We start from the raw sequence: 20,994 nt of genomic DNA on the forward strand, positions 1-20,994 counted from the left end.
CCGGAGCCCGTAGACTACTCACAATGTCAGCCGCCCGATTTGATCGCGCGCTCGTAATACTGCGTCTCGAACAGCCCGTCGAACGGTAGTTCCTTCTCCAGCGAGCCGAGCTTGACCTGGTAGGCCTGCATGGCGCGCGACGGCTCGATGATCTTGCGGGGGTCGATCTCGAACTGGCTGGCAGGCGAGACCAGCGCCTTCTGGATCAACTCGGGCTCGACGATGCCCTTGCCTAGCGCCGCCGCGACATGGGGCGCCGCCTTGGACGGGTCCGCCTTGATCAGCGCGGCCGCCTTGACCAGGCCATTGACGAGGTTCTGCACGGCCTGCGGATTCTTGGTGGCGAAGGCGCCGGAGACGGCGACGACCGTGCCGGGCTGGCCGGGGAAGACCTCCTCGCCACCGGCGACCAGCTTGATCTGCGGATTGCGGGTCTGGATGATCGTCAGGGCCGGCTCGCGCACGCTGCCGCCGTCGACGGCGTTGGCCAGGATCGCCTGCTGCGTCGCGTCGATGCCCATCGGCACGATCTCGACATCGGCCTTGTCGACCTTGGCGACCTCCCACAGCCAATACTGCAGCGTCGTGTTCGGCACCGAGCCGGCCGGCTGGGTCGCGAGGCGGGCGGCCTTGCCGTTGGCGGCGCGGAAGGCCTTGAAGGCGGCAGCGGCGCTGGTGCCTGCCGTGAAGAATTTCGTCAGCGACGGCGCGCTGACGACGACGTTCTCGCCGACCGCGGTCGAGGCGACGACGCGGATGTCGACGCCGCGCGAGCGGGCGACCGCAAGCGGGGCGACGCCGGCGACATAGACGTCGATCGTGCCGGAAGCCAGCGCCTGGATCATGTTCGGGCCGGATTCGAAGACGGTCAGCGCCACGTCGAGGCCGCCCTGCTTCAGCCAGCCCTCGCCATTGGCGACGAAGAACGGCGCCGTGCCGACGATCGGGATGTAGCCGACGCGGGCGGTGGCGCTCTGCGCATGGGCCGGACCGGCAAGGGACGCGGCTGCCGCGAAGCTAGCACCGGCGAGGAGAAACTGGCGGCGATCCATCGTTCAAATCCTTGTCGCAGACAGGGCCGACGAAGCCCCCATTGACAGATTGAGAAAAGGATTTTCTATCTGAATGCAATAGATCGGCATCAAAAAGATAATTCATCTATTTTGATCCGATTTCAGAGCATGAATTTCTTCCGAAAGCGAGCTTGAGAGAATGGACGCCATCGACCGAAAGATTCTCACTGTCCTGCAGGCCGATGCGAATATTTCCATCGCCGAGCTGGCCGACCGTGTCGGGCTCTCGCAGACACCGTGCTGGAAGCGGATCCAGAAGCTCGAGCAGGCCGGCGTGATCCTGAAGCGGGTCGCGCTGGTGGCGCCGGAGAAGATCGGGCTCGGGCTCACCGTCTTCGTCCAGATCGAGACGGCCGATCATTCCGGCCCCTGGCTGGAGAAGTTCGCGCAGATGGTCGCGGCGATGCCGGAGGTGATGGAGTTCTACCGGATGGCCGGGGATGTCGACTACATGCTGCGCGTCGTCGTCGCCGACATGGCCGCCTACGACTCGTTCTACAAGAAGCTGATCGAGACGATCCCGCTCAAGAACGTCACCTCGCGCTTCGCCATGGAGCGGATCAAGGCGACGACGGCCTACAAGGTACCCGACCTGCCGCGCGATTGAGGACGACGGACGATTGCGTGGCGCATGACAGCGCCGCGCCGTCGATGCTAGGAAGCGGTCAGTCCGACGCCTGACCTCGTCCGAGGAGCCGCCTTGTCCGCTTCCCGCTCCGTTCTCCTGATCATCGGCGGCGGCATCGCCGCCTACAAGGTGCTCGAAGTCATCCGCCGGCTGAAGGATCGCGGCATCGCGTCGCGCTGCATCCTGACCAGGGCGGGCGAACAGTTCGTCACGCCGCTCACCGTCTCGTCGCTGGCAGGCGAACGCTGCTTCACCGATCTGTTCTCGCTGACCGACGAGGCCGATATCGGCCATATCGCGCTGTCGCGCTCGACCGATCTCATCGTGGTAGCGCCGGCCACCGCCGATCTCATCGCCAAGATGGCGAACGGCCTTGCCGACGATCTCGCCTCGACCGCCCTGCTCGCCACCGACAAGCGCATCCTGATCGCGCCCGCGATGAACCCGCGCATGTGGCAGCACCCGGCGACGCGGCGGAACATGGCGCAGCTCGAAAAGGACGGCGTCCTCGTCATCGGCCCCAATAGCGGTGCGATGGCGGAACGTGGCGAGAGCGGGCCCGGCCGCATGGCCGAGCCGCCCGAACTTCTGGCCGCGATCGAGGCGGCGCTGGCCGGCGAGAAGCCGGCTGCACAGCGCGCCATCGGCTTTCTCGGCCGGCTGCCGGGCGGCGAGGCCACGGCGGCGGGCGGGCTGGCCGGCCGGCATGTGCTGATCACCTCGGGGCCGACGCATGAGGCGATCGATCCTGTCCGCTATATCGCCAACCGCTCGTCGGGGAAGCAGGGCCACGCCATTGCCGCCGCCGCGGCAGCAGCCGGGGCGCGGGTGACGCTGGTCAGTGGGCCGGTGAACCTGCCCGATCCCCCGGGCGTCGAGACCGTCCATGTCGAATCGGCGCGGCAGATGCTGGCTGCCGTCGAGGCGGCGCTGCCGGCGGATATCGCGATCTTCGCCGCCGCCGTCGCCGACTGGCGCGTGGCCGACGAGGCGCCGGAGAAGATGAAGAAGGACGGCCTGGCCCTTCCGCCGCTCGCCCTCGTCGAGAATCCCGATATTCTCGCCACCGTCGCGCATCGCAGCAGCGGGCGCCCGCCGCTGGTCGTCGGCTTCGCCGCCGAGACGCAGAACGTCATCGACTACGCCACGGCCAAGCTGAAGAAGAAGGGCTGCGACCTGATCGTCGCCAATGATGTCGGCGGCACGGGGGTGATGGGCGGCGACGCCAATACCGTCCATCTCGTGACGGTGACGGGCGTCGAGACATGGCCGACCCTGCCGAAGGACGAGGTCGCGAGCCGGTTGATCGCCCATATCGCCGGGCTGGCCTCGGCCGGACGGACGGGCTGAGCCGATGGTCACGGTCGCGTTGCAACGGCTTCCGCATGGCACCGATCTGCCCCTGCCCGCCTATGAAACCGCCGGCGCGGCCGGCCTCGACCTGCGCGCCGCCATCGGCGAGTCCCTCACCCTCGCGCCCGGCGCGAGGGCCTTGGTGCCGACCGGCCTCGCCATGCAGTTGCCCGAGGGCTTCGAGGCGCAGGTGCGGCCGCGCTCAGGTCTCGCGATCAACCACGGCGTCACCGTGCTGAACGCGCCCGGCACCATCGACAGCGACTATCGCGGCGAGGTCAAGGTGCCGCTGATCAATCTCGGGCACGTACCGTTCGCGATCGCGCGCGGCGACCGGATCGCCCAGATGGTGATCGCGCCGGTCACCCACGCAACGCTGGTCGAGGTTTCCGCGCTCGATCAGACCGAGCGCGGCACGGGCGGCTTCGGCTCGACCGGGGTTGCCGGCAACGCTCGGATGGAGAAGCGGCCATGATGCTCCTGTCCCGCCGCAGTCTGCTCGCCATCGCCGCCGTGGTCGACATCGCGCTGCATGCCCGGCCCCAGCCCGTCGCGGCCAAGCTGCTGGCGGCCCGGCACGCGCTGCCGCCGCGCCATCTCGAAACGCTCTTGCAGACACTGGTCCGCGTCGGCATCCTGAAGGGCGTGCGCGGCCCGCGCGGCGGCTACGAGCTGGCCCGCGAGCGCCGCAAGATCACCGCGGGGGACATTGCCCGCGCCGCGATGCAGGAGGCGGGCGAGGACGGGCTTGGCCCGTTGCCCCAGTCGAGACTGGTCGACGAGGTCGTCGGACCCGAGGTCGAGGCCGCATCGACCGCCTTTCTGACGATGCTGGACAATGTCACTGTCGAGGAGCTGTGCCGGCGAGCACAGGCGAAAGTCGTCTTCGGAAAAGCCGGTCCGGGTGCTGATTTCACAATATAGAATGTAATTTATTTCTTTAATCGACACTCTCTGTGAATTGACCTAGCTTCACCCCCAACATTCCCTCGAGGAGGATTCATCATGGCTGAAGCACAGAAGTCGACGAAGGCGCCCGGGCGCGGCCGCATCTACAACTCGATCACCGACACCATCGGCGACACCCCGCTCGTCAAGCTGAACCGGCTGCCGGCCGAGCGCGGCGTCAAGGCGACGATCCTGGCCAAGCTCGAATTCTTCAACCCGATCTCCAGCGTGAAGGACCGCATCGGCGTCAACATGATCGATGCGCTGGAGGCTTCCGGCGCGCTCAAAGCCGGTGGAACGCTGATCGAGCCGACCTCGGGCAATACCGGCATCGCACTCGCCTTCGTCGCGGCGGCGCGCGGCTACCGCCTGATCCTCGTCATGCCCGAGACGATGTCGCTTGAGCGGCGCAAGATGCTCGCCTTGCTCGGCGCGGAACTCGTCCTGACGCCCGGCCCCGGCGGCATGCGCGGCGCCGTCGCCAAGGCCGAGGAACTCAAGAACGAGATCCCAGGCTCGATCATCCCGCAGCAGTTCGAGAACCCGCACAACCCGGAGATCCACCGCAAGACGACGGCCGAAGAGATCTGGAACGACACCGACGGGCAGGTCGACATCGTCATCTCCGGCGTCGGCACCGGCGGCACCATCACCGGCGTCGGCCAGGTGCTCAAGGCGAAGAAGCCGGGCGTGAAGATGGTCGCGGTCGAGCCGGAGGATTCACCCGTCCTCTCCGGCGGCCAGGCCGGCCCGCACAAGATTCAGGGCATCGGCGCCGGCTTCGTCCCGGGCGTGCTCGATCGCAGCGTGATCGACGAGGTCGTCACCGTCGGCAACCAGACCGCCTTCGAGACGGCACGTGCGCTCGCCAAGAACGAAGGCATTCCCGCCGGCATCTCGTCGGGCGCTGCCGTCGCCGCAGCGATCGAAGTCGGCGCGCGGCCCGAGAATGCCGGCAAGACCATCGTCGTGATCATTCCCTCCTTCGCCGAGCGCTACATCTCCAGCGCCCTGTTCGAAGGTCTGTGAATCCGACGGCAGTCCAGATCGTCCGGCTGACTGAAGAGCTGCCGGACGATTTCGAAGCGCTGCGCCACGAGGCCGGCGCGGAAAGCTATCGCTTCGTCGAAGGGCTGCGCGAGGAATGGCTGGCTGGCCGATATGATGGCGGCGACGATCGTTTCGCCGTCTTCGCCGCTTTTCACGAAGGTGAGCTCGCCGGCATCGGTGCCGTCACGCCCGATCCTTACGATGCCGAGCCCGACCTGCTCCGGGTGAGGCATGTCTATGTCCGGCCGCTGCACCGAGGCGCCGGCATCGGCCGCATCCTCGCAGCCGCGCTGATCCAGCAGGGGCTGGCGCTGGCGCCGCGCCTTTCGCTGCGGGCCGCCGATCCGCGCGCGGCCGCCTTCTGGGAAACGAAAGGCTTCAGGCCCGATACGGGCGGAACCCGCCGTTCCCATCTGCTGACGCGCTGAGCCGCCTCAGCGGACCAGGACCAGCCTGTTGCCCCAGGGATCGGCGATCGTCGGAGCCGCATCCGATTCCGTGCCACCCGCCGCGAGGATGCGTTGGCGCATGGCGGCGAAGTCGGCCTCGTCCCACGCCACAACCTCGAAGCGATCGAGACCGGCCTCGCCCGGCTGGCGCGGCCCGGCAGCGCGGCTGCCCCAGATATTGCCGGCGATGTGGTGGTGATAGCCGCCGCTGGCGAGGAAGCTGGCGCCGGGATAGTGCACCATCAGGTCGAAACCGAGCAGGCCTTGATAGAAGGCCTCGGCCGCGGCCGTATCGCCGACGCGGAGATGGATGTGGCCCATGCCCGTCCCCTCCGGCATGCCCGCATAGGCGCCCCTTTCGGCCTCGCCCAGCAGCTTGTCGAGATCGAGCCGCTCGGTCGCCATGGCGATGGCGCCGTCCGGCTTGCGCGGCCATTCGGCACGCTTGCGGTCGCGATAGATCTCGATGCCATTGCCCTCGGGATCGGACAGGTAGAGTGCCTCGCTGACGAGATGGTCGGAAGCGCCCTCGAGCGGGATGCGCGCCTCCGCCGCGTGCCTCAGCCAGTTGGCGAGATCGCGCCGCGACGGCAACAGAATGGCGATATGAAAGAGGCCAGCCGCAGAGGTTTGCTCCTTGGCGCCGGCGAGAAGCCGGATGAGCACCTGCCCGCCGATACCGAGTTCCGCGCTGTCCTTGTCTTCCCGGATGAGCCGCAAGCCGATCGCGTCGCGATAATAGGCGACGAGCTTGGCAAGATCGCGCACGCGCAGAGTCACCGCCCCGATGTGATAGGGCGCGTCATGGGCTTCGAGCCTTGCGGGTGTCGCCGTCTTCTCTGCAGTCGCGGACATGGCAGGTTCCTCTCACGGCCGCCGAGCCGGCCGCGGCCAGTCAAAATGGCGATTCCGCCGTCGCTTGTCGCCTGTCTCGCCGGCAAGACCGGGATTGCAGGCCTGCAATGAGCCGGCTTCAGCCCGGCCTTGGTCGGTCGATGGCGAAATGGCCGAACCAGCTTTCCTCCCGGCCCCGGATCAGCGAACCGATCAGTCGCGAGGCGAGAAAGCTGAAGGTGATGCCGTTGCCGCCATAGCCATAGGCCGACAGCAGGCGCGGACTGCCCGGCACGCGTCCGATCAGCGGCAGTCCGTCCTCGGTCTGGCCGAAGGCGCCGGACCAGCTGTGTCCAAGCTCGAGACGCGCTTGCGGGATCAGCGCGTGCAGCCGGGCGAGCAGGGCTTTCGTCTTCTGCGGTCCGAGCGCCTCGCGCTTGTCGGGGTCGGCGAAGTCCTCGTCCTCGCCGCCGAAGACGATGCGACCGTCCGTGGTGGTCCGGCAATAGCAATAATCCTCGGAGGCTTCCCAGACGAGGGCCGGCCCCGGCCACAATGTGTGGAGCGGCTGCGGAACGGTCACGATCGCCCAGCTGGAGGCAACGCTGTGCAGATCGTCGCGGACGAGGTCGGGCATGACGTAGCCGGTCGCGAGCACGACATGATCCGCCTCGACGACATGCCCGCTCGCCAGGCTGACGGCAGCCGAGCGGCCGGCGCCGTCGAAGCCGACCGCCTCGTCCCGGATCAGGCGCGCGCCGCGCTGCGCCGCCGTGGCGATCAGGGCATGGCACAGGCTCAAGGGATCGGCCTCGGCCGAGCCGGGCGAGACGATGGCCGCCTTGCGGTCGAAGCCGAAGGCGCCGAGCAGCGCCGCATGCTCGACGAACGCGCCCGGCAAGCCGGCGCGGCCGCGCAGTTGGGACTCGTCGAGCATTTCGCGCGGGCCGGTTTCGCCGGCGGCGAGATAGACCGTCTGCCGGTGGCTGAATCGACAGGGCAGTGCGAGTTCCTGAACGAGCCGGCCGAGGCCGTCGACCGCCTCGAAGCTCAGGCGGTAGACCTCGGCCGCGCCCTCGAAGCCGTAGAGCGCCGCCAGCTCGCGCAGCGGCAGGTCGATCTCCCATTGCAGCATCGCCGTCGAGGCGGCCGTGCTGCCGAAGCCCTCGCGCTCGCGATCGATCAGGACGACGTCGAGCTCCATTGCCGTCAGGTGCTCGGCGAGCAGCGCGCCGGTGATGCCGCCGCCGACGATGGCGACGTCGCAGCGGGTATCCTGCTCCAGGCGTCGCCCGGCCGGTCTTGCGCCGGCATGCCAAGGGCCAGAGCCGCTGCGCAAATCGTCATGGCGCGTGGTTTCGGGATCGAGCATCAATCTGCCTTCGCCTTGCCGACCCTGTCGGCCATGGTCGCGCCGCGCTCGCCGAGGGGTTTCGGCCGGCCGGTGGTGGTGTCGTGGGCGGTCTGGTGCTCGAGCTCGGCATTGAGTTCGGCGCCGGCGAGCACGATCGTCGCCGAAAGCCAGAGCCAGGTCATGAACACCACGACGGTGGCGAGAGACCCATAGGCCGCCGTGTAGTTGCCGAGCGTGCTGACATACCAGGAAAAGGCATAGGAAGCCGCGCCCCAGAGCAGCGCGGCGGCGATGGCGCCGGGCATCACCCAGATGAAACGCATCCGCTCGCGGCTGGGGCCGAGCCAGTAGAGACAGGCGATCGAGAGCGTCGCCATGACGAAGAAGGAGGGCCAGCGCACCAGCCGGATCAGCCGCTCCAGCTCCGAATGGAAGGGAAACAGCGCCGTCACGAGCGGCAGGCTGGCGATGGCGATCAGCGCCGCGGTGAGCAGGACGACGCCACTCACGGTCGTGAACAGCGAGATCGCGTTGAGCTTGAGGAAGCTGCGTTTCTCGGCCTCGCGATAGATGATGTTCAGCGCGTCGAACAGGGCCTTCACCGCCGCGTTGGCCGACCATGTGGCGACGAGAAAGCTGACATAGAAGGTCAGCGACAGGCCGAAGCCGGATTGGCCCGACAGGCGCATCGCCTGTTCGTGAATGAGTTCGCGCGCCGCCTGGGGCAACATCGTCGTCACCGCGTCGAGCTGCTCGGCGATCGTGGCCGGATCGGTGAAGTAGCGATAGATTGTCACCAGCAGCGAGAGCGCCGGCACGAGCGAAAGCAGGGTGAAGAAAGCGACGGCCCCGGCAAGCGAGGTCAACCGGTTATCGATCACGTTACCGGTAAAGCGCAGCAGCACGTCCTTCCAGCCGAGCCAGGTCATCTGCAGCGGCGTCCGCGCCAGCCGCCCACGCGCAGCCTCCTGCCGCCGCCGGCCGAGATGGTTTGAAAGCGCCCCTGACAGATAGCCCAGCGCGACCCCCACCCCGGCGGCGCCCGTGATCCGTTTGAGGAAAGCCATGTCGGGATGTGGTCTCCGCTGCGGGTTGCGGATGCAGCTTGCGAGCAACCGCGCTCGGCCGCAATCGTTCCCGTGCCGGGCGGCCCCGAAGCCGGCTTAGCCGATTGTTAACCTTAATGCTTCGTTATGAGCGGGCGCGTCCGGCCATTCCGGGCGCATCACGTTCCTCGGAAAGCCCGATGTCGAAGCTCAGATTTGCCCTGGCGGGATGTGCGGCCCTGATCGCCGGAACGGCCGCGGCCGCCGACCTGCGCAGCGTCGCCCTGCCGCCCGCGCCGGAGCTGCCCGCCTTCTATTCCTGGACCGGCGCCTATGTCGGCGTGCAGGGCGGCTACTCCTGGGGCAGCAACCGCGTGCGGATCGGCGCGCCGGTCGGCCCCTTCGCGCCGATGAGCTTCCGCATCGACGACGATTCCGCCTTCGGCGGCGCCCATGCCGGCCTCAACTACCAGTTCGGCAGCATCGTCCTCGGCATCGAGGGCGATATCGAGGCCGTCAACAGCCGCAGCCGCTTCGCCGGCGCCGGCCTCAACGGGCGCGTCAGCCAGGATTGGCAGGGCGCAGCGCGGGCCCGCATCGGCTATGCCTTCGACCGGCTGATGGTCTATGCCGCCGGTGGTGCCTCCTTCACGGAATACGAGCGGCGCGTCTTCGATGCCGCCGGGCTCGGCGAGCGGCTGACCAGCGCCCGGACCGGCTGGAACGTCGGCGCCGGCCTCAACTTCGCCTTCACCGACAACCTGATCCTCGGCGCCGAATACCGCTACACCGATTTCGGCCGCAACCGCTTCGCGACCTCGGGCGCCTTCCCGGGCCTGAGCGGCGACCAGGACCTGTCGACGCACAGCGCCCGCGCGAGCATCGCCTACAAGTTCTGAAAGCTAGAAGCCGGTGCGCTGGCGGATCGCGGCGGCCAGCGTGCCGTCGTCGAGATAGTCGAGCTCGCCACCCACCGGCACGCCATGGGCGAGCTTCGTCACCTTGACCGGCAGATGAACCAGCAGGTCGGTGATGAAATGCGCCGTGGTCTGGCCATCGACGGTGGCATTGAGCGCGAGGATGACCTCCTTCACCGCCGGCTCGGAAGCGCGCGCGACCAGAGCATCGAGCGAGAGATGCTCAGGGCGCACGCCGTCGAGCGCCGAGAGAACGCCGCCGAGGACGTGATAACGGCCGGAAACCGCGCCGGACCGTTCCAGCGCCCATAGATCCGAGATATCGGCGACGACGACGATGAGCCCATCGTCACGGCGCGGGTCGGCGCAGAGGCCACAGGGGTCGCCGGTATCGACATTGCCGCAGCGCGAGCAGACGACGATGCGCTCGCGCGCCACCGCCATCGCCTCGGAGAGCGGGCCGAGCAGCTGCTCGCGCTTCTTGACGAGATGCAGCGCCGCGCGCCTGGCCGAGCGCGGCCCGAGCCCCGGCAGCTTGGCCAGGAGCTGGATTAGCCTTTCGATCTCGGGGCCGGCGATGGCGCGGGACATATCAACTCGTCGATGGAAGCGTCATGGTCGGGCTTGACCCGACCATCTCCGGACGGGACCCTTTCGGCACGAGATGCCCGGGTCAAGCCCGGGCATGACGGCCTGTCTCAGAACAGCTTCATGCCGGGCGGGATCGGCAGGCCCTTGGTGATCTCGGCCATGCGCTCCTGCATGACGCGCTCGGCGCGGCTGCGGGCATCGCTCGCGGCGGCCACGATCAGGTCCTCGAGGATCTCGCGCTCGTCCGGCACCATCAGGCTGGGGTCGATCTTCACGGCCTTCAGCGCGCCCTTGGCGGTCATCGTCACCGTGACCATGCCACCGCCGGCTGCGCCTTCGACCTCGATCGTGTCGAGTTCAGCCTGAACATCGGCCATCTTCTGCTGCATCTGCTGCGCCTGCTTCATCAGGCCCATCATGTCGCGCATGGAAAATCCTCCTCGGAAGGGTCAGAAATCGATGCCGTCGAAATCCGGCTCGGAATCGTCGAACAGCGGTTCGGCATCGGGCAGATAGTCGTCATCGGACGGCGCGGCAGCGCCCGTCTCGGCCGCCGCGATCGCGCGGGGGTCGCGGACATCGATGATGCGTGCGCCCGGGAAGCGCTCCAGCACGGCCTTGACCGAGGGGTGGGCGGCCGCGTCGCTCTCGCGCCGGCCCTTCGCCGCCGCCGCCTGCTCGCGCAGCGTGGCGCCGCCCTCCTCATTGACGACCGCGACCATCCAGGTCTGGCCGGTCCATTCCTTGAGGCGGCGCGACAGATCCTGCGCCAATGTGCGCGAGGCGCCCTCGGCGAGCGAGAACTCGATGCGGCCGGCCTCGAAGCGGACGGGGCGGATGTCGCGTTCGAGCGCGAGCTTCAGCGTGATGTCGCGGTGCTGGGAGGCCAGCGCGATGACGTCCTCCAGACTGGCGACGATCGCGGCCGGTGCCGCGACGGGGCGCGCGACCGGGGCCGGCGCCGGATTGGCGCTGGCGAGGATCGGCCGGGCGGCGAGCGCGGTGTTGCCGCCGCCGGAGGGCGGGCGCGGAGCGCCGCCGCCATGGCCGTTGCCGTTTCCGGGCGGGATCGCGCCGGAGCCGTCGCGCAGCAGCTTCAGCGCCTCGTCCGGCGTCGGCAGGTCCGCGGCATGGGCGAGGCGCACCAGCACCATCTCGGCAGCCATTACCGGCCGGTCGGCCTGCTTCACCTCGGAGATGCCCTTGAGCAGCATCTGCCAGGTGCGCGCGAGCACGCGGAGCGACAGGCGCTGGGCGAAATCGCCGCCGCGCACACGCTCGGCCTGGGCAAGGCTGTTGTCCTTCACCGCCTCCGGCACGAGCTTGAGGCGCGTCACCAGATGGGTGAACTCGGCGAGGTCGTTGAGCACGACCACCGGATCGGCGCCGGCATCGTACTGCGCGCGCAGCTCGCCAAGCGCCGCGGCGATATCGCCCTTCATCACGGCCTCGAAAAGGTCGATGACGCGCGCCCGGTCGGCAAGGCCGAGCATGGAGCGGATGTCGTCGAGCGTGATCCGGCCGGCAGCATGGGCGATCGCCTGGTCGAGGATCGAGAGGGAATCGCGTACCGAGCCTTCCGCGGCGCGGGCGACGGCGGCGAGCGCCTCCTGCTCGGCATCGACGCTCTCGGCCTTGCAGATGCCCGCGAGGTGATCGACCAGCACATCGGCCTCGACGCGGCGCAGATCGAAGCGCTGGCAGCGCGAGAGCACCGTGACCGGCACCTTGCGGATCTCGGTCGTCGCGAAGATGAAGCGCGCATGCGGCGGTGGCTCTTCCAGCGTCTTCAGGAAGGCGTTGAACGCCCCTGTCGAGAGCATGTGGACTTCGTCGATGATGTAGACCTTGTAGCGCGCCGACACCGGGGCGTAGCGCACGGCATCGTTGATCTGGCGGACGTTCTCGACGCCGTTGTTCGAGGCGGCGTCGATTTCCATCACGTCGATATGGCGGCCCTCGATGATCTCGCGGCAATGCACGCCGAATTCCCGCAGATCGGTGGTCGGCGCGCCGCCACCTTCGGGCGTCTGATAATTCAGGGCGCGCGCCAGGATGCGCGCGGTGGTGGTCTTGCCGACGCCGCGCACGCCGGTCAGCATCCAGGCCTGCGGAATGCGGCCGGCCGCGAAGGCATTGGTCAGGGTGCGCACCATCGCGTCCTGGCCGATCAGGTCGCCGAAATGCGCCGGCCGGTACTTGCGCGCGAGGACGCGATAGGGCGTCGGCGCGGCGGCTGCAGCCGGCGCGGGCGCCGGATCGAAACCGGCGAAACCGGGTTCGTCAGCAGAGGCGGCGTCGATTGGGTCGGTCATGAAAGCTGGTTTCGCCAATCGGGAGGCGAGGGTCAATGGCGCGGTGCCGGCCCATGCGTTTTGCCCTTGGCTTTCCCGTGGGCGCATGAGGTGGGAGGCTGGACGAAGACCCGTTCGGTCTCGTTAGGGCTGCTTCCTTCCGGACCTGACCCGGTTGGCGAGTGAGACGTCCCTCGCCAACCTCCCGCCCGCTATATCGGGGATGTCGTGCCGAATCGCAAGCCACTCGATAAAAGCCGCGAAGCTTCGTCGCAGCCCGTGCTTCGGCATTGACTCGGTATCATCCATCCGTCATAAGCCCGCCACCTGCGCAGCCGAAAGGCCGCGCCGACCCTTATCGCATGACAGGCTCGGTTGGCCATGCTTTCCCCGGAAAGCCGCGGCCGTCGTGCTCATAAAGGCCCCGGAGACGGACCGTGAAGAGAACCTATCAACCCAGCAAGCTGGTTCGCAAGCGCCGCCACGGCTATCGCGCCCGCATGGCGACCAAGGGTGGCCGCAAGGTCATCGCCGCTCGCCGCGCCCACGGCCGCAAGCGCCTGTCGGCCTGACGAGCCCTGGCGCGTGACCATGGCGCGCCGGTTACGGAAGACTGGCCAATCGCCATGCGCCTCGCCCGTCTGACGCAACGCAAAGAATTCCTGGCGGCGGCCGAGCACGGCCGCCGTTTTCGTTCGCCTGCCTTCATGGCTCAGGTGCGCGACGCCGCGCCCGACGAACAGCGCCGGGGCGGCGAACCCGTGACTCTGCGGCTCGGGCTCACGGCCTCGCGCAAGACCGGCAACGCCGTCAAGCGCAACCGCATCCGCCGCCGGCTGCGCGCCGCCGCCGCCCAGGCCCTGCACGATCAGACCGACAAGCGCTGCGACATCGTCGTCATTGCCCGCTCCGAGGTGTTGGGCGCGGATTTTCACGCACTCGTGGCCGATCTTTCCATTGCCATCGACCGGGCGAAGCCTCAAAAGCCGCGTGAGAAGTCCTCCGGCGACCGCCGCCGCCCGCTCCCCAAGCGCGAGTCAGCGCCGCAAACCTGACCCGACGCGCCCATAACCTGCCGGACCCAGCGAGATTCGTTTCCGATCATGATGAAAGAAGACAACCGCAATCTGCTTCTCGCGATCGTCATGTCCGTGGTCATCCTGCTCGGCTGGCAGTTCTTCTATGCCAAGCCGCAGATGGAGAAGCAGCAGGAGGCGGCGCGGCAGAACCAGCAGGCCCAGAGCCAGCAGGCTCCCGCGGCTTCCGGCTCGACCCCTGCACCGGCCACGCCCGGACAGCCGGCAGGCTCGGCCGCGCCCGGCGCTGCCCTGACGCAGGCCGCCGGCACGCGTGAGCAGGCGCTGGCGGCGAGCCCGCGCGTCCGCATCGACACGCCCAAGATCTCCGGCTCGATCTCGCTGACCGGCGCGCGCATCGACGACGTCTCGCTCAAGGCCTATCGCGAGACGGTCGATCCCCACAGCGCCAACATCATCCTGCTCTCGCCGCTGGGCGGGCCGAACGCCTATTATTCCGATTTCGGCTGGGTCGCGGCGCCGGGCAGCAATGTCGTCCTGCCGAACGCGACGACGGTCTGGACGCCCGACAGCCAGGTCCTGACCCCGGCCAAGCCGCTGACCCTGAGCTGGGACAACGGCCAGGGCCTGACCTTCCGGCGCGTCGTCAGCGTCGACGACAACGCCATGTTCACGATCCGCGACGAGGTCGATAACAAGGGCGGCAGCGCCGTGACGCTGTTCCCCTATGGCCAGGTCGTGCGCCAGGGCAAGCCGACGACGCTTGGCTACTACGTGCTGCATGAGGGCCTCGTCGGCAATCTCGGCGAGCAGGGCCTGCAGGAATACACCTACGACAAGATCGACAAGGAGCCGCTGCTCTCGCCTGGCACCACCGGCAAGAGCTGGAAGGACGCCGTCGGCGGCTTCGTCGGCATCACCGACAAGTACTGGGCTGCCGCCGTCATCCCGGACCAGCAGCGCAAATACGAGGGCCGCTACTCCTCGGTCCAGACCGGCACGGGCCACACCTATCAGGCCGACTTCCTCGGCGAGGCCATCGCGATCGCGCCGGGCGCCACCGTCTCCGCCAATGCCCGGCTCTTCGCCGGCGCCAAGGAGGTCGCGGCGGTCGACGGCTACGAGAAGAACCTCGGCATCAAGCGCTTCGAGCTGCTGATCGACTGGGGCTGGTTCTATTTCATCACCAAGCCGCTCTTCTTCCTGCTCGACTGGATCTACAAGCACGTCGGCAATTTCGGCGTGGCGATCCTGCTCGTCACGGTGCTGCTCAAGGCGCTGTTCTTCCCGCTCGCCAACAAGTCCTACGCCTCGATGGCGAAGATGAAGGCGCTGCAGYCGGAAATGACGGCGATCCGCGAGCGCTATGCCGACGACAAGATGAAGCAGCAGCAAGCACTGATGGAGCTTTACAAGACGCAGAAGATCAACCCGGTCGCCGGCTGCTGGCCGGTGCTGCTGCAGATCCCGGTGTTCTTCGCGCTCTACAAGATCCTGTTCATCACCATCGAGATGCGGCACGCGCCGTTCTTCGGCTGGATCCACGATCTGGCGGCGCCGGACCCGACCAACCTGTTCAACCTGTTCGGGCTGATCCCGTTCACGCCGCCGGCCTTCCTGCATCTCGGCGCCTGGCCGATCATCATGGGCTTCACAATGTTCGTCCAGATGAAGATGAACCCGGAGCCGCCGGACCCGGTGCAGAAGATGATGTTCACCTGGATGCCGGTGTTCTTCACCTTCCTGCTCGGCTCGTTCCCGGCCGGCCTGGTGATCTACTGGAGCTGGAACAACCTGCTCTCGGTGCTCCAGCAGGGCTACATCATGCGCAAGAACGGGGTGAAGATCGAACTCTTCGACAACCTCAAGGGCCTGTTCGGCAAGAAACCCGCGACGGCAGGCGCCGTTGCCGCGCCGCCCAAGCCAGCCAACACCAACAAGAAATGAGAGTTCGAAGGGCGGGGTTTCCCGCCCTTCGCATTTTCGGCCAAGGCCTTTCCGCGATGCCGCTACCCGATCCGCAGACGCGCCATCCCATCCCCGGCTGGAAGGGCACCGCCTTCCTCAAGGCCGTGGTCGACCACCCGCTGATCGAGGTCGGCGACTACAGCTACTATGACGACTCGCGCGGGCCGGAGCATTTCGTCGCCCGCTGCGTGCGCTATCATTTCGACTTCATCGGCGACCGGCTGATCATCGGGAAATTCGTCGCGATCGCGCAGGCCGCGCAGTTCATCATGAACGGTGCCAACCATCCGATTGGTGGCTTCTCGACCTTTCCCTTCCAGATGTTCGGCCTCGGCGATCCCGAGGCGCTGAAGCGGCCCGGCCCGAACAATCGCGGCGACATGGTGATCGGCAACGATGTCTGGATCGGGCGCGAAGCCGTGATCATGCCGGGCGTGACGATCGGCGACGGCGCGATCATCGGCACGCGGGCACAGGTGACGCGCGACGTGCCGCCCTATGCCGTCGTCGCCGGCAATCCCGGCCGGTTCGTCAAGATGCGCTTCCCGTCCGATATCATCGCGGAGCTGCTGGCGATCCGCTGGTGGGACTGGGATGCGGACAAGATCGCGCGGCACGTCGACGCGATCCAGGGCGCCGATATCGACGCGCTCCGCGCAGCCGTGTAGGCAGGGCGCATGACCACATCCCTGACCAAGCCCTATGACGCCGAGGAGATCGAGGCCGCCCGCAAGCTCTTCGAGGGGCCGTGGGACTTCGTCTGGGCCTCGACCAAGATCGACGACCTGCCGCCGATGGTGGGGCAGGAGATCGCCTTCGCCGGCCGCTCCAATGTCGGCAAGTCCAGCCTGATCAACGCGCTGACGCGTCGCAATGCGCTGGCGCGGACCTCGCATACGCCGGGCCGCACGCAGCAGCTCAACTTCTTCCGCCAGGTCGACCATGACGAGCGGCTGACCATCGTCGACATGCCCGGCTATGGCTATGCCGCCGTCGGCAAGGAGAAGGTCGCGGCCTGGACCCGGCTGATCCACGACTATCTGCGCGGCCGTTCGAACCTGATGCGCGTCTATGTCCTGATCGACGCCCGCCACGGCATCAAGGATGTCGACGGCGCCGTGCTGGAGACGCTCGACAAGGCCGCAGTCTCCTATCAGGTCGTGCTGACCAAGGGTGACGCGCTCAAACCCGCCGATCAGCAGTTCATGACCGAGGCGACCTATGACGAGATCAAGCGCCGGCCGGCCGCCTTCCCGGAGGTGCTGCTGACCTCCAGCGAGAAGGGAATGGGCATTCCCGAACTCCGCGCTGCGATCGGCCGGGTGCTGGCGGAGCGGGAGTGAGGGCTGCATGACCGCGACGAAGACCCACCTCGTCCTCGCCGCTCTGATGGGGCTCTTCGGCGTCGCGCTGCTGGCGGCGGCGGCTCACATCACCGGCACGGCCAATGTCCAGACGGCCGGGCAGATGCTGCTGTTCCACGCTTCCGTCGTCATCGGCGCCACGGCGGCCCGCAAAGGCGGGCATCTTCAGGACGTCGTGGCGCGGTTCGCGCTCTCGGCCATCATCTTCGGCGCCACGCTGTTCGCGGCCGATCTGGCGCGGCGCGGTTTCGCCAACGAGGCGCTGTTCCCGCGCGCAGCCCCCATCGGCGGCTGGTTCATGCTGGGCGGCTGGCTCGGCCTTGCAGTCGCGGCCGTTCTGGCGAAGCCTGCCGGCCGCTGATCTGCGCGCTATTGCGGTACGCAGGTCATGCCGTTGCGCTGAGCGTTGGCGATGCAGTTCGCCTTGCTTGCATAGCCTTCCGTGGAAGCGCCAACGATGCGCCCATTCGAAGCGACCCGGCGCCAACGCCACTCGCTACCCGAGGAATAGATTTCCCATTTGTCTCCGTTTCGATCGGTGCAACTGCTCATTGAGCTTCTCCCCAGCCAGCGAATCGATCTCGCCCTGTCGAGTAAAGCGCATGTTTCGATATTTTCAATCTATAGTTGCATCACTGGCAGTTCCCGCCTGCCGCTAGTCCTTCCGCGCTTGGCAAACTTCGGCTAGAAGCGCCGCCGGACCCTTCCTGCGGCCGCGCGGAGCCTGCCCGTATGACCGACCATCCCCTTCTGACGCCGTCGCAATCGGCCGAGCTGCTCGTGCAGGCGCTGCCGCATATGCAGCGCTACGACCAGGAAATCATCGTCATCAAATATGGCGGCAACGCCATGGGCGACGCCGCAACCGCCGAGGACTTCGCCGAGGATATCGTGCTGCTCGAGCAGTCCGGCCTCAAGCCGGTTGTCTGCCATGGCGGCGGGCCGCAGATCGCGGCGATGCTGAAGAAGCTCGGCATCCAGTCCGAGTTCAAGCAGGGCCTGCGCGTCACCGACGAAGCGACGGTCGAAGTCGTCGAGATGGTTCTCGCCGGCTCGGTCAACAAGGAGATCGTCGGCTACATCACCCGCGAGGGCGGGCGCGCCATCGGCCTTTGCGGCAAGGACGGCAACATGGTCACCGCCCGCAAGGTGACGCGCACCATCGTCGACCCCGATTCCAAGATCGAGGAGGTGCTGGACCTGGGCTTCGTCGGCGAGCCGGAGACGGTCAATACCGGCGTGCTCGACGCGGTGCTGAAGGCCGAGCTTATCCCGGTGCTCGCGCCTGTCTGCGCCGCCGCCGACGGCCAGACCTACAACGTCAATGCCGACACCTTCGCGGGTGCGATCGCGGGCGCGCTCAATGCCAAGCGCCTGCTGCTGCTGACCGACGTGCCGGGCGTGCTGACCAAGGACAAGCAGCTCATCCCCGAGCTCACGGTCGAGGAATGCCGCCGGCTGATCGCTGATGGTACGATCTCGGGCGGCATGATCCCGAAGATCGAGACCTGCATCTACGCGCTGGAAAAGGGCGTCGAGGCGGTCGTCATCCTCGACGGCAAGGTGCCCCACGCCGCGCTGATCGAGCTCTTCACCGACACCGGCGCCGGCACGATCATCCGGCGCTGAGAAGCAAGCGGCGTCATTCTCGGGCGGAGCGGGGCCTCCCCTTCTCCCCCTGCGGGAGAAGCTGGCTCGGCGAAGCCGAGACGGATGAGGGGTCGCGCGACCCGTGCCGAAGCGTTCTGGTTCGCCAACGAGTCAGGGCGGCATGACCCCTCACCCCAACCCTCTCCCGCAGGGGGAGAGGGGCTCGCCGCGGCTGCCACGTCTATTAAGCCTTGGCCAAGGACTTGCAGCGCAGACTCCGGCTCGCCACATCACGGAGTCCAATGAAAATACTCGCTGACACACCGGCCGCGACCCCGCCCCTGACGGCGCAGGCCTTCGCGCATGTCGACCACTGGATCTTCGATCTCGACAACACGCTCTATTCGCATGAGGCCAGGGTCTGGCCGCAGGTCGACGAGCGCATCACGCTGTTCCTCTCCGAGCTGTTCGGGCTCGACGGGCTCTCCTCGCGCGCGCTGCAGAAATACTATTACCAGCACTACGGCACGACGCTGAAGGGGCTGATGGAGGAGCATGGCATCGATCCCGACGACTTCCTCGATTTCGCCCACCAGATCGACCTGACCCTGCTCGATCCGAACCCCGATCTCGGCGCGGCGATCGCAGCACTGCCCGGCCGCAAGCTGATCCTGACCAATGGCTCGCGCGGCCATGCCGAGAACGTCGCCGGCAAGCTCGGCATCCTCCACCACTTCGAGGACATCTTCGACATCGTGCAGGCCGGCTTCACGCCCAAGCCCGAGCGCGCAACCTACGAGAACTTCCTGGCCAAGCATTCGGTCGACCCAGGACGTGCCGCGATGTTCGAGGACATCGAGAAGAACCTGCTGGTCCCGAGCGCGCTCGGCATGAAGACCGTGCTGATCGTACCGAAGACGCCCGATCCCTTCCGCGAAGCCTGGGAGCAGGCCGCCGTCGAGGCCGGACATGTGCATCACGTCACGGCCGACCTGACCGGCTTCCTGCAGCCGCTTGGACGGCCGGCCGAACGCCTGGCCTGAGCGCGCAGAAGGTTTGGCGCTCAGGGCGTTTTCCGAAAAGGAAATTCTGTTCTTCTTTACGAACAGAAGGGGAAATGCTAGTTGCCTTGTCCGTTAAAAAGAACGGACTGAGGTTCCCCATGTCGGCATCGGACAATCCCGCAGCCAAGCTGCACCCTGAAACCCGCCTCGTCCATGCCGGCACGATGCGTTCGCAGTTCGGCGAGACCTCGGAAGCGCTGTTCCTGACGCAGGGCCATGTCTACGACAGCGCCGAGCAATGCGAGGCCCGCTTCCTGAACAAGGATCCGGGCTTCCAGTATGCCCGCTTCTCGAACCCGACCGTCGCCATGCTGGAACAGCGCATGGCCGCCTTCGAGGGCGCCGAGGCCTGCCGCGCGACCGCGACCGGCATGGCCGCCGTCACCGCCGCGGTGATGGCCCCCCTGCGTGCCGGCGACCATGTCGTGGCGGCCCGCGCGCTGTTCGGCTCCTGTCGCTACATCGTCGAGGATCATCTGCCGCGCTACGGCGTCGAGTCGACGCTGGTCGACGGCAGCGACATCGAGGCCTGGCGCAAGGCTGTCAGGCCGAACACCAAGATCTTCTTCCTCGAGACCCCGTCGAACCCGACGCTCGAGGTAATCGATATCGCCGCCGTGGCGAAGATCGCCAAGGCCGCCGGCGCCCGGCTGGTCGTCGACAACGTCTTCGCCACGCCGCTTTTCCAGCGCCCGTTCGAGCTCGGCGCCGATCTCGTCGTCTATTCCGCGACCAAGCATATCGATGGGCAGGGACGCTGCCTCGGCGGCCTGATCGTCGGCTCGAAGGAGCTGATCGAGGGCGATATCCAGACCTTCCTGCGCCAGACCGGCCCGGCGATCTCTCCCTTCAACGCCTGGGTGATGCTGAAGGCGCTGGAGACGCTGCCGCTGCGCGTCGCCAGGCAGGCGGAGAACGCCGTCAAGGTCGCGGACTGGCTCGCCGCCCACGCCAAGCCGTCCAAGGTCATCTTCTGCGGCCACAAGAGCCATCCCCAGGCCGAGATCATCGCGCGCCAGATGAGCGGCCCGTCGACGCTGATCGCCTTCGAGGTGCCGGGCGGCAAGGACGCCGCCTTCCGCCTGCTCAATGCCTGCAAGCTGATCCGCATCTCGAACAATCTCGGCGATGCCAAGAGTCTGATCGTCCACCCGGCGACGACGACGCATCAGCGCTTCACCCCGGAGGTGCGCGCAGATATGGGCGTGACCGACGGGATGATCCGCCTTTCGATCGGGCTGGAGCATGCGGACGACCTGATCGCCGATCTGGAGCAGGCGCTGTCGAAGGTCTGAGGCCGTCGGTGTCATTCTCGGGCGGAGCGAAGCGCAGACCCGAGAATCTCCGGCAAGAAGAGGCTCCGGAGCCTCATGCGGCAAGAGATGCTCGGGTCAAGCCCGAGCATGACGCTTGTCGCAGCCGTGGCGCCCGTAC

Annotated in this window: 24 protein-coding genes and 1 other RNA gene; 16 read left to right on the plus strand and 9 right to left on the minus strand. The window is 67.3% G+C overall.

Features of this window, described 5'->3' with window-relative positions; translation table 11 throughout:
- Nucleotides 1-26 precede the first annotated feature (26 nt).
- Entirely contained in the window at nucleotides 27-1,052 is a 1,026-nt protein-coding gene (locus AC1DVA_RS06425; RefSeq protein ID WP_265051082.1) for an ABC transporter substrate-binding protein, read from the minus strand.
- A gap of 160 nt (nucleotides 1,053-1,212) precedes the next feature.
- Between AC1DVA_RS06425 and AC1DVA_RS06430 the strand changes: the two genes are divergently transcribed.
- The 6 genes from AC1DVA_RS06430 (at nucleotide 1,213) to AC1DVA_RS06455 (ending at nucleotide 5,480) form a co-directional block, all read left to right on the plus strand.
- Nucleotides 1,213-1,680, plus strand: coding sequence for an Lrp/AsnC family transcriptional regulator (locus tag AC1DVA_RS06430; protein ID WP_265051081.1), 468 nt, complete (start codon nucleotides 1,213-1,215; stop codon nucleotides 1,678-1,680).
- Nucleotides 1,681-1,773: 93 nt separating this feature from the next.
- The gene (locus AC1DVA_RS06435) at nucleotides 1,774-3,051 is read left to right on the plus strand and encodes a phosphopantothenoylcysteine decarboxylase domain-containing protein (protein ID WP_476805405.1); all 1,278 of its coding nucleotides are present in this window, start codon (nucleotides 1,774-1,776) and stop codon (nucleotides 3,049-3,051) included.
- Between the two features lie 4 nt (nucleotides 3,052-3,055).
- A complete protein-coding gene (dut, locus tag AC1DVA_RS06440; protein WP_476805406.1) occupies nucleotides 3,056-3,529 on the plus strand; it encodes a dUTP diphosphatase in 474 nt (157 codons plus the stop codon).
- Nucleotides 3,526-3,978, plus strand: a complete 453-nt coding sequence (locus tag AC1DVA_RS06445; RefSeq protein ID WP_476805407.1) for an RrF2 family transcriptional regulator — start codon at nucleotides 3,526-3,528, stop codon at nucleotides 3,976-3,978. Before dut ends, AC1DVA_RS06445 begins: the two co-directional genes overlap by 4 nt.
- Nucleotides 3,979-4,059: 81 nt before the next feature.
- On the plus strand, nucleotides 4,060-5,031 hold the full coding sequence (cysK, locus tag AC1DVA_RS06450; protein WP_265051077.1) for a cysteine synthase A: 972 nt from the start codon (nucleotides 4,060-4,062) through the stop codon (nucleotides 5,029-5,031).
- A complete protein-coding gene (locus tag AC1DVA_RS06455) occupies nucleotides 5,028-5,480 on the plus strand; it encodes a GNAT family N-acetyltransferase (protein ID WP_265051076.1) in 453 nt (150 codons plus the stop codon). The genes cysK and AC1DVA_RS06455 overlap by 4 nt, the downstream gene beginning before the upstream one ends.
- Nucleotides 5,481-5,486: 6 nt before the next feature.
- On the opposite strand, the gene AC1DVA_RS06460 is transcribed toward AC1DVA_RS06455, so the two are convergent.
- The 3 genes from AC1DVA_RS06460 to AC1DVA_RS06470 form a co-directional block, all read right to left on the minus strand.
- Nucleotides 5,487-6,356: a VOC family protein gene (locus AC1DVA_RS06460; protein WP_476805408.1), complete on the minus strand. Its 870-nt coding sequence runs from the start codon at nucleotides 6,354-6,356 to the stop codon at nucleotides 5,487-5,489.
- A gap of 118 nt (nucleotides 6,357-6,474) precedes the next feature.
- Complete coding sequence (locus AC1DVA_RS06465) at nucleotides 6,475-7,707, minus strand: NAD(P)/FAD-dependent oxidoreductase (protein ID WP_476805409.1); 1,233 nt, start codon at nucleotides 7,705-7,707, stop codon at nucleotides 6,475-6,477.
- Nucleotides 7,707-8,756 carry a YihY/virulence factor BrkB family protein gene (locus AC1DVA_RS06470; RefSeq protein ID WP_265051073.1) on the minus strand — a complete coding sequence of 350 codons (1,050 nt, stop codon included), beginning with the start codon at nucleotides 8,754-8,756 and terminating at the stop codon, nucleotides 7,707-7,709. Before AC1DVA_RS06470 ends, AC1DVA_RS06465 begins: the two co-directional genes overlap by 1 nt.
- A gap of 179 nt (nucleotides 8,757-8,935) precedes the next feature.
- On the opposite strand from AC1DVA_RS06470, the gene AC1DVA_RS06475 reads away from it, so the two are divergent.
- Nucleotides 8,936-9,634 carry an outer membrane protein gene (locus tag AC1DVA_RS06475; RefSeq protein ID WP_476805410.1) on the plus strand — a complete coding sequence of 233 codons (699 nt, stop codon included), beginning with the start codon at nucleotides 8,936-8,938 and terminating at the stop codon, nucleotides 9,632-9,634.
- Nucleotides 9,635-9,637: 3 nt separating this feature from the next.
- Here the strand turns inward: AC1DVA_RS06475 and recR are convergent, their stop codons facing one another.
- The 4 genes from recR to ffs form a co-directional block, all read right to left on the minus strand.
- Complete coding sequence (recR, locus tag AC1DVA_RS06480) at nucleotides 9,638-10,243, minus strand: recombination mediator RecR (protein ID WP_476805411.1); 606 nt, start codon at nucleotides 10,241-10,243, stop codon at nucleotides 9,638-9,640.
- A 107-nt stretch (nucleotides 10,244-10,350) separates the two neighbouring features.
- Nucleotides 10,351-10,671 (minus strand): YbaB/EbfC family nucleoid-associated protein, encoded by a 321-nt coding sequence (locus AC1DVA_RS06485; RefSeq protein WP_265051070.1) that lies wholly within the window; start codon nucleotides 10,669-10,671, stop codon nucleotides 10,351-10,353.
- Nucleotides 10,672-10,692: 21 nt separating this feature from the next.
- Complete coding sequence (locus tag AC1DVA_RS06490; RefSeq protein WP_476805412.1) at nucleotides 10,693-12,558, minus strand: DNA polymerase III subunit gamma/tau; 1,866 nt, start codon at nucleotides 12,556-12,558, stop codon at nucleotides 10,693-10,695.
- Between the two features lie 89 nt (nucleotides 12,559-12,647).
- Nucleotides 12,648-12,744, minus strand: an RNA gene (gene ffs / locus AC1DVA_RS06495) — signal recognition particle sRNA small type.
- A 230-nt stretch (nucleotides 12,745-12,974) separates the two neighbouring features.
- On the opposite strand from ffs, the gene rpmH reads away from it, so the two are divergent.
- From rpmH to AC1DVA_RS06525, 6 genes are read left to right on the plus strand one after another with little or no spacing between them, the layout of a single operon-like run.
- Nucleotides 12,975-13,109 carry a 50S ribosomal protein L34 gene (gene rpmH, locus AC1DVA_RS06500; RefSeq protein WP_038364779.1) on the plus strand — a complete coding sequence of 45 codons (135 nt, stop codon included), beginning with the start codon at nucleotides 12,975-12,977 and terminating at the stop codon, nucleotides 13,107-13,109.
- A gap of 54 nt (nucleotides 13,110-13,163) precedes the next feature.
- On the plus strand, nucleotides 13,164-13,592 hold the full coding sequence (rnpA, locus tag AC1DVA_RS06505) for a ribonuclease P protein component (RefSeq protein ID WP_265051068.1): 429 nt from the start codon (nucleotides 13,164-13,166) through the stop codon (nucleotides 13,590-13,592).
- 51 nt (nucleotides 13,593-13,643) lie between these two features.
- The gene (gene yidC, locus AC1DVA_RS06510) at nucleotides 13,644-15,521 is read left to right on the plus strand and encodes a membrane protein insertase YidC (RefSeq protein WP_476805444.1); all 1,878 of its coding nucleotides are present in this window, start codon (nucleotides 13,644-13,646) and stop codon (nucleotides 15,519-15,521) included.
- 56 nt (nucleotides 15,522-15,577) lie between these two features.
- Nucleotides 15,578-16,210 carry a CatB-related O-acetyltransferase gene (locus tag AC1DVA_RS06515; RefSeq protein ID WP_476805413.1) on the plus strand — a complete coding sequence of 211 codons (633 nt, stop codon included), beginning with the start codon at nucleotides 15,578-15,580 and terminating at the stop codon, nucleotides 16,208-16,210.
- A gap of 9 nt (nucleotides 16,211-16,219) precedes the next feature.
- Complete coding sequence (gene yihA / locus AC1DVA_RS06520; RefSeq protein WP_476805414.1) at nucleotides 16,220-16,885, plus strand: ribosome biogenesis GTP-binding protein YihA/YsxC; 666 nt, start codon at nucleotides 16,220-16,222, stop codon at nucleotides 16,883-16,885.
- Between the two features lie 7 nt (nucleotides 16,886-16,892).
- Complete coding sequence (locus AC1DVA_RS06525) at nucleotides 16,893-17,267, plus strand: DUF423 domain-containing protein (protein ID WP_476805415.1); 375 nt, start codon at nucleotides 16,893-16,895, stop codon at nucleotides 17,265-17,267.
- Between the two features lie 8 nt (nucleotides 17,268-17,275).
- Here the strand turns inward: AC1DVA_RS06525 and AC1DVA_RS06530 are convergent, their stop codons facing one another.
- Nucleotides 17,276-17,458 (minus strand): YegP family protein, encoded by a 183-nt coding sequence (locus AC1DVA_RS06530; RefSeq protein ID WP_476805416.1) that lies wholly within the window; start codon nucleotides 17,456-17,458, stop codon nucleotides 17,276-17,278.
- A 180-nt stretch (nucleotides 17,459-17,638) separates the two neighbouring features.
- On the opposite strand from AC1DVA_RS06530, the gene argB reads away from it, so the two are divergent.
- The 3 genes from argB to AC1DVA_RS06545 all read left to right on the plus strand — a co-directional run bounded on the left by argB (nucleotide 17,639) and on the right by AC1DVA_RS06545 (nucleotide 20,855).
- The gene (argB, locus tag AC1DVA_RS06535) at nucleotides 17,639-18,535 is read left to right on the plus strand and encodes an acetylglutamate kinase (RefSeq protein WP_265051064.1); all 897 of its coding nucleotides are present in this window, start codon (nucleotides 17,639-17,641) and stop codon (nucleotides 18,533-18,535) included.
- A gap of 263 nt (nucleotides 18,536-18,798) precedes the next feature.
- On the plus strand, nucleotides 18,799-19,539 hold the full coding sequence (locus AC1DVA_RS06540) for a pyrimidine 5'-nucleotidase (RefSeq protein ID WP_476805417.1): 741 nt from the start codon (nucleotides 18,799-18,801) through the stop codon (nucleotides 19,537-19,539).
- 119 nt (nucleotides 19,540-19,658) lie between these two features.
- The gene (locus AC1DVA_RS06545) at nucleotides 19,659-20,855 is read left to right on the plus strand and encodes an O-succinylhomoserine sulfhydrylase (protein WP_265051062.1); all 1,197 of its coding nucleotides are present in this window, start codon (nucleotides 19,659-19,661) and stop codon (nucleotides 20,853-20,855) included.
- Nucleotides 20,856-20,994 lie beyond the last annotated feature (139 nt).

The organism is Allobosea sp. P4_C6 (assembly GCF_056402015.1).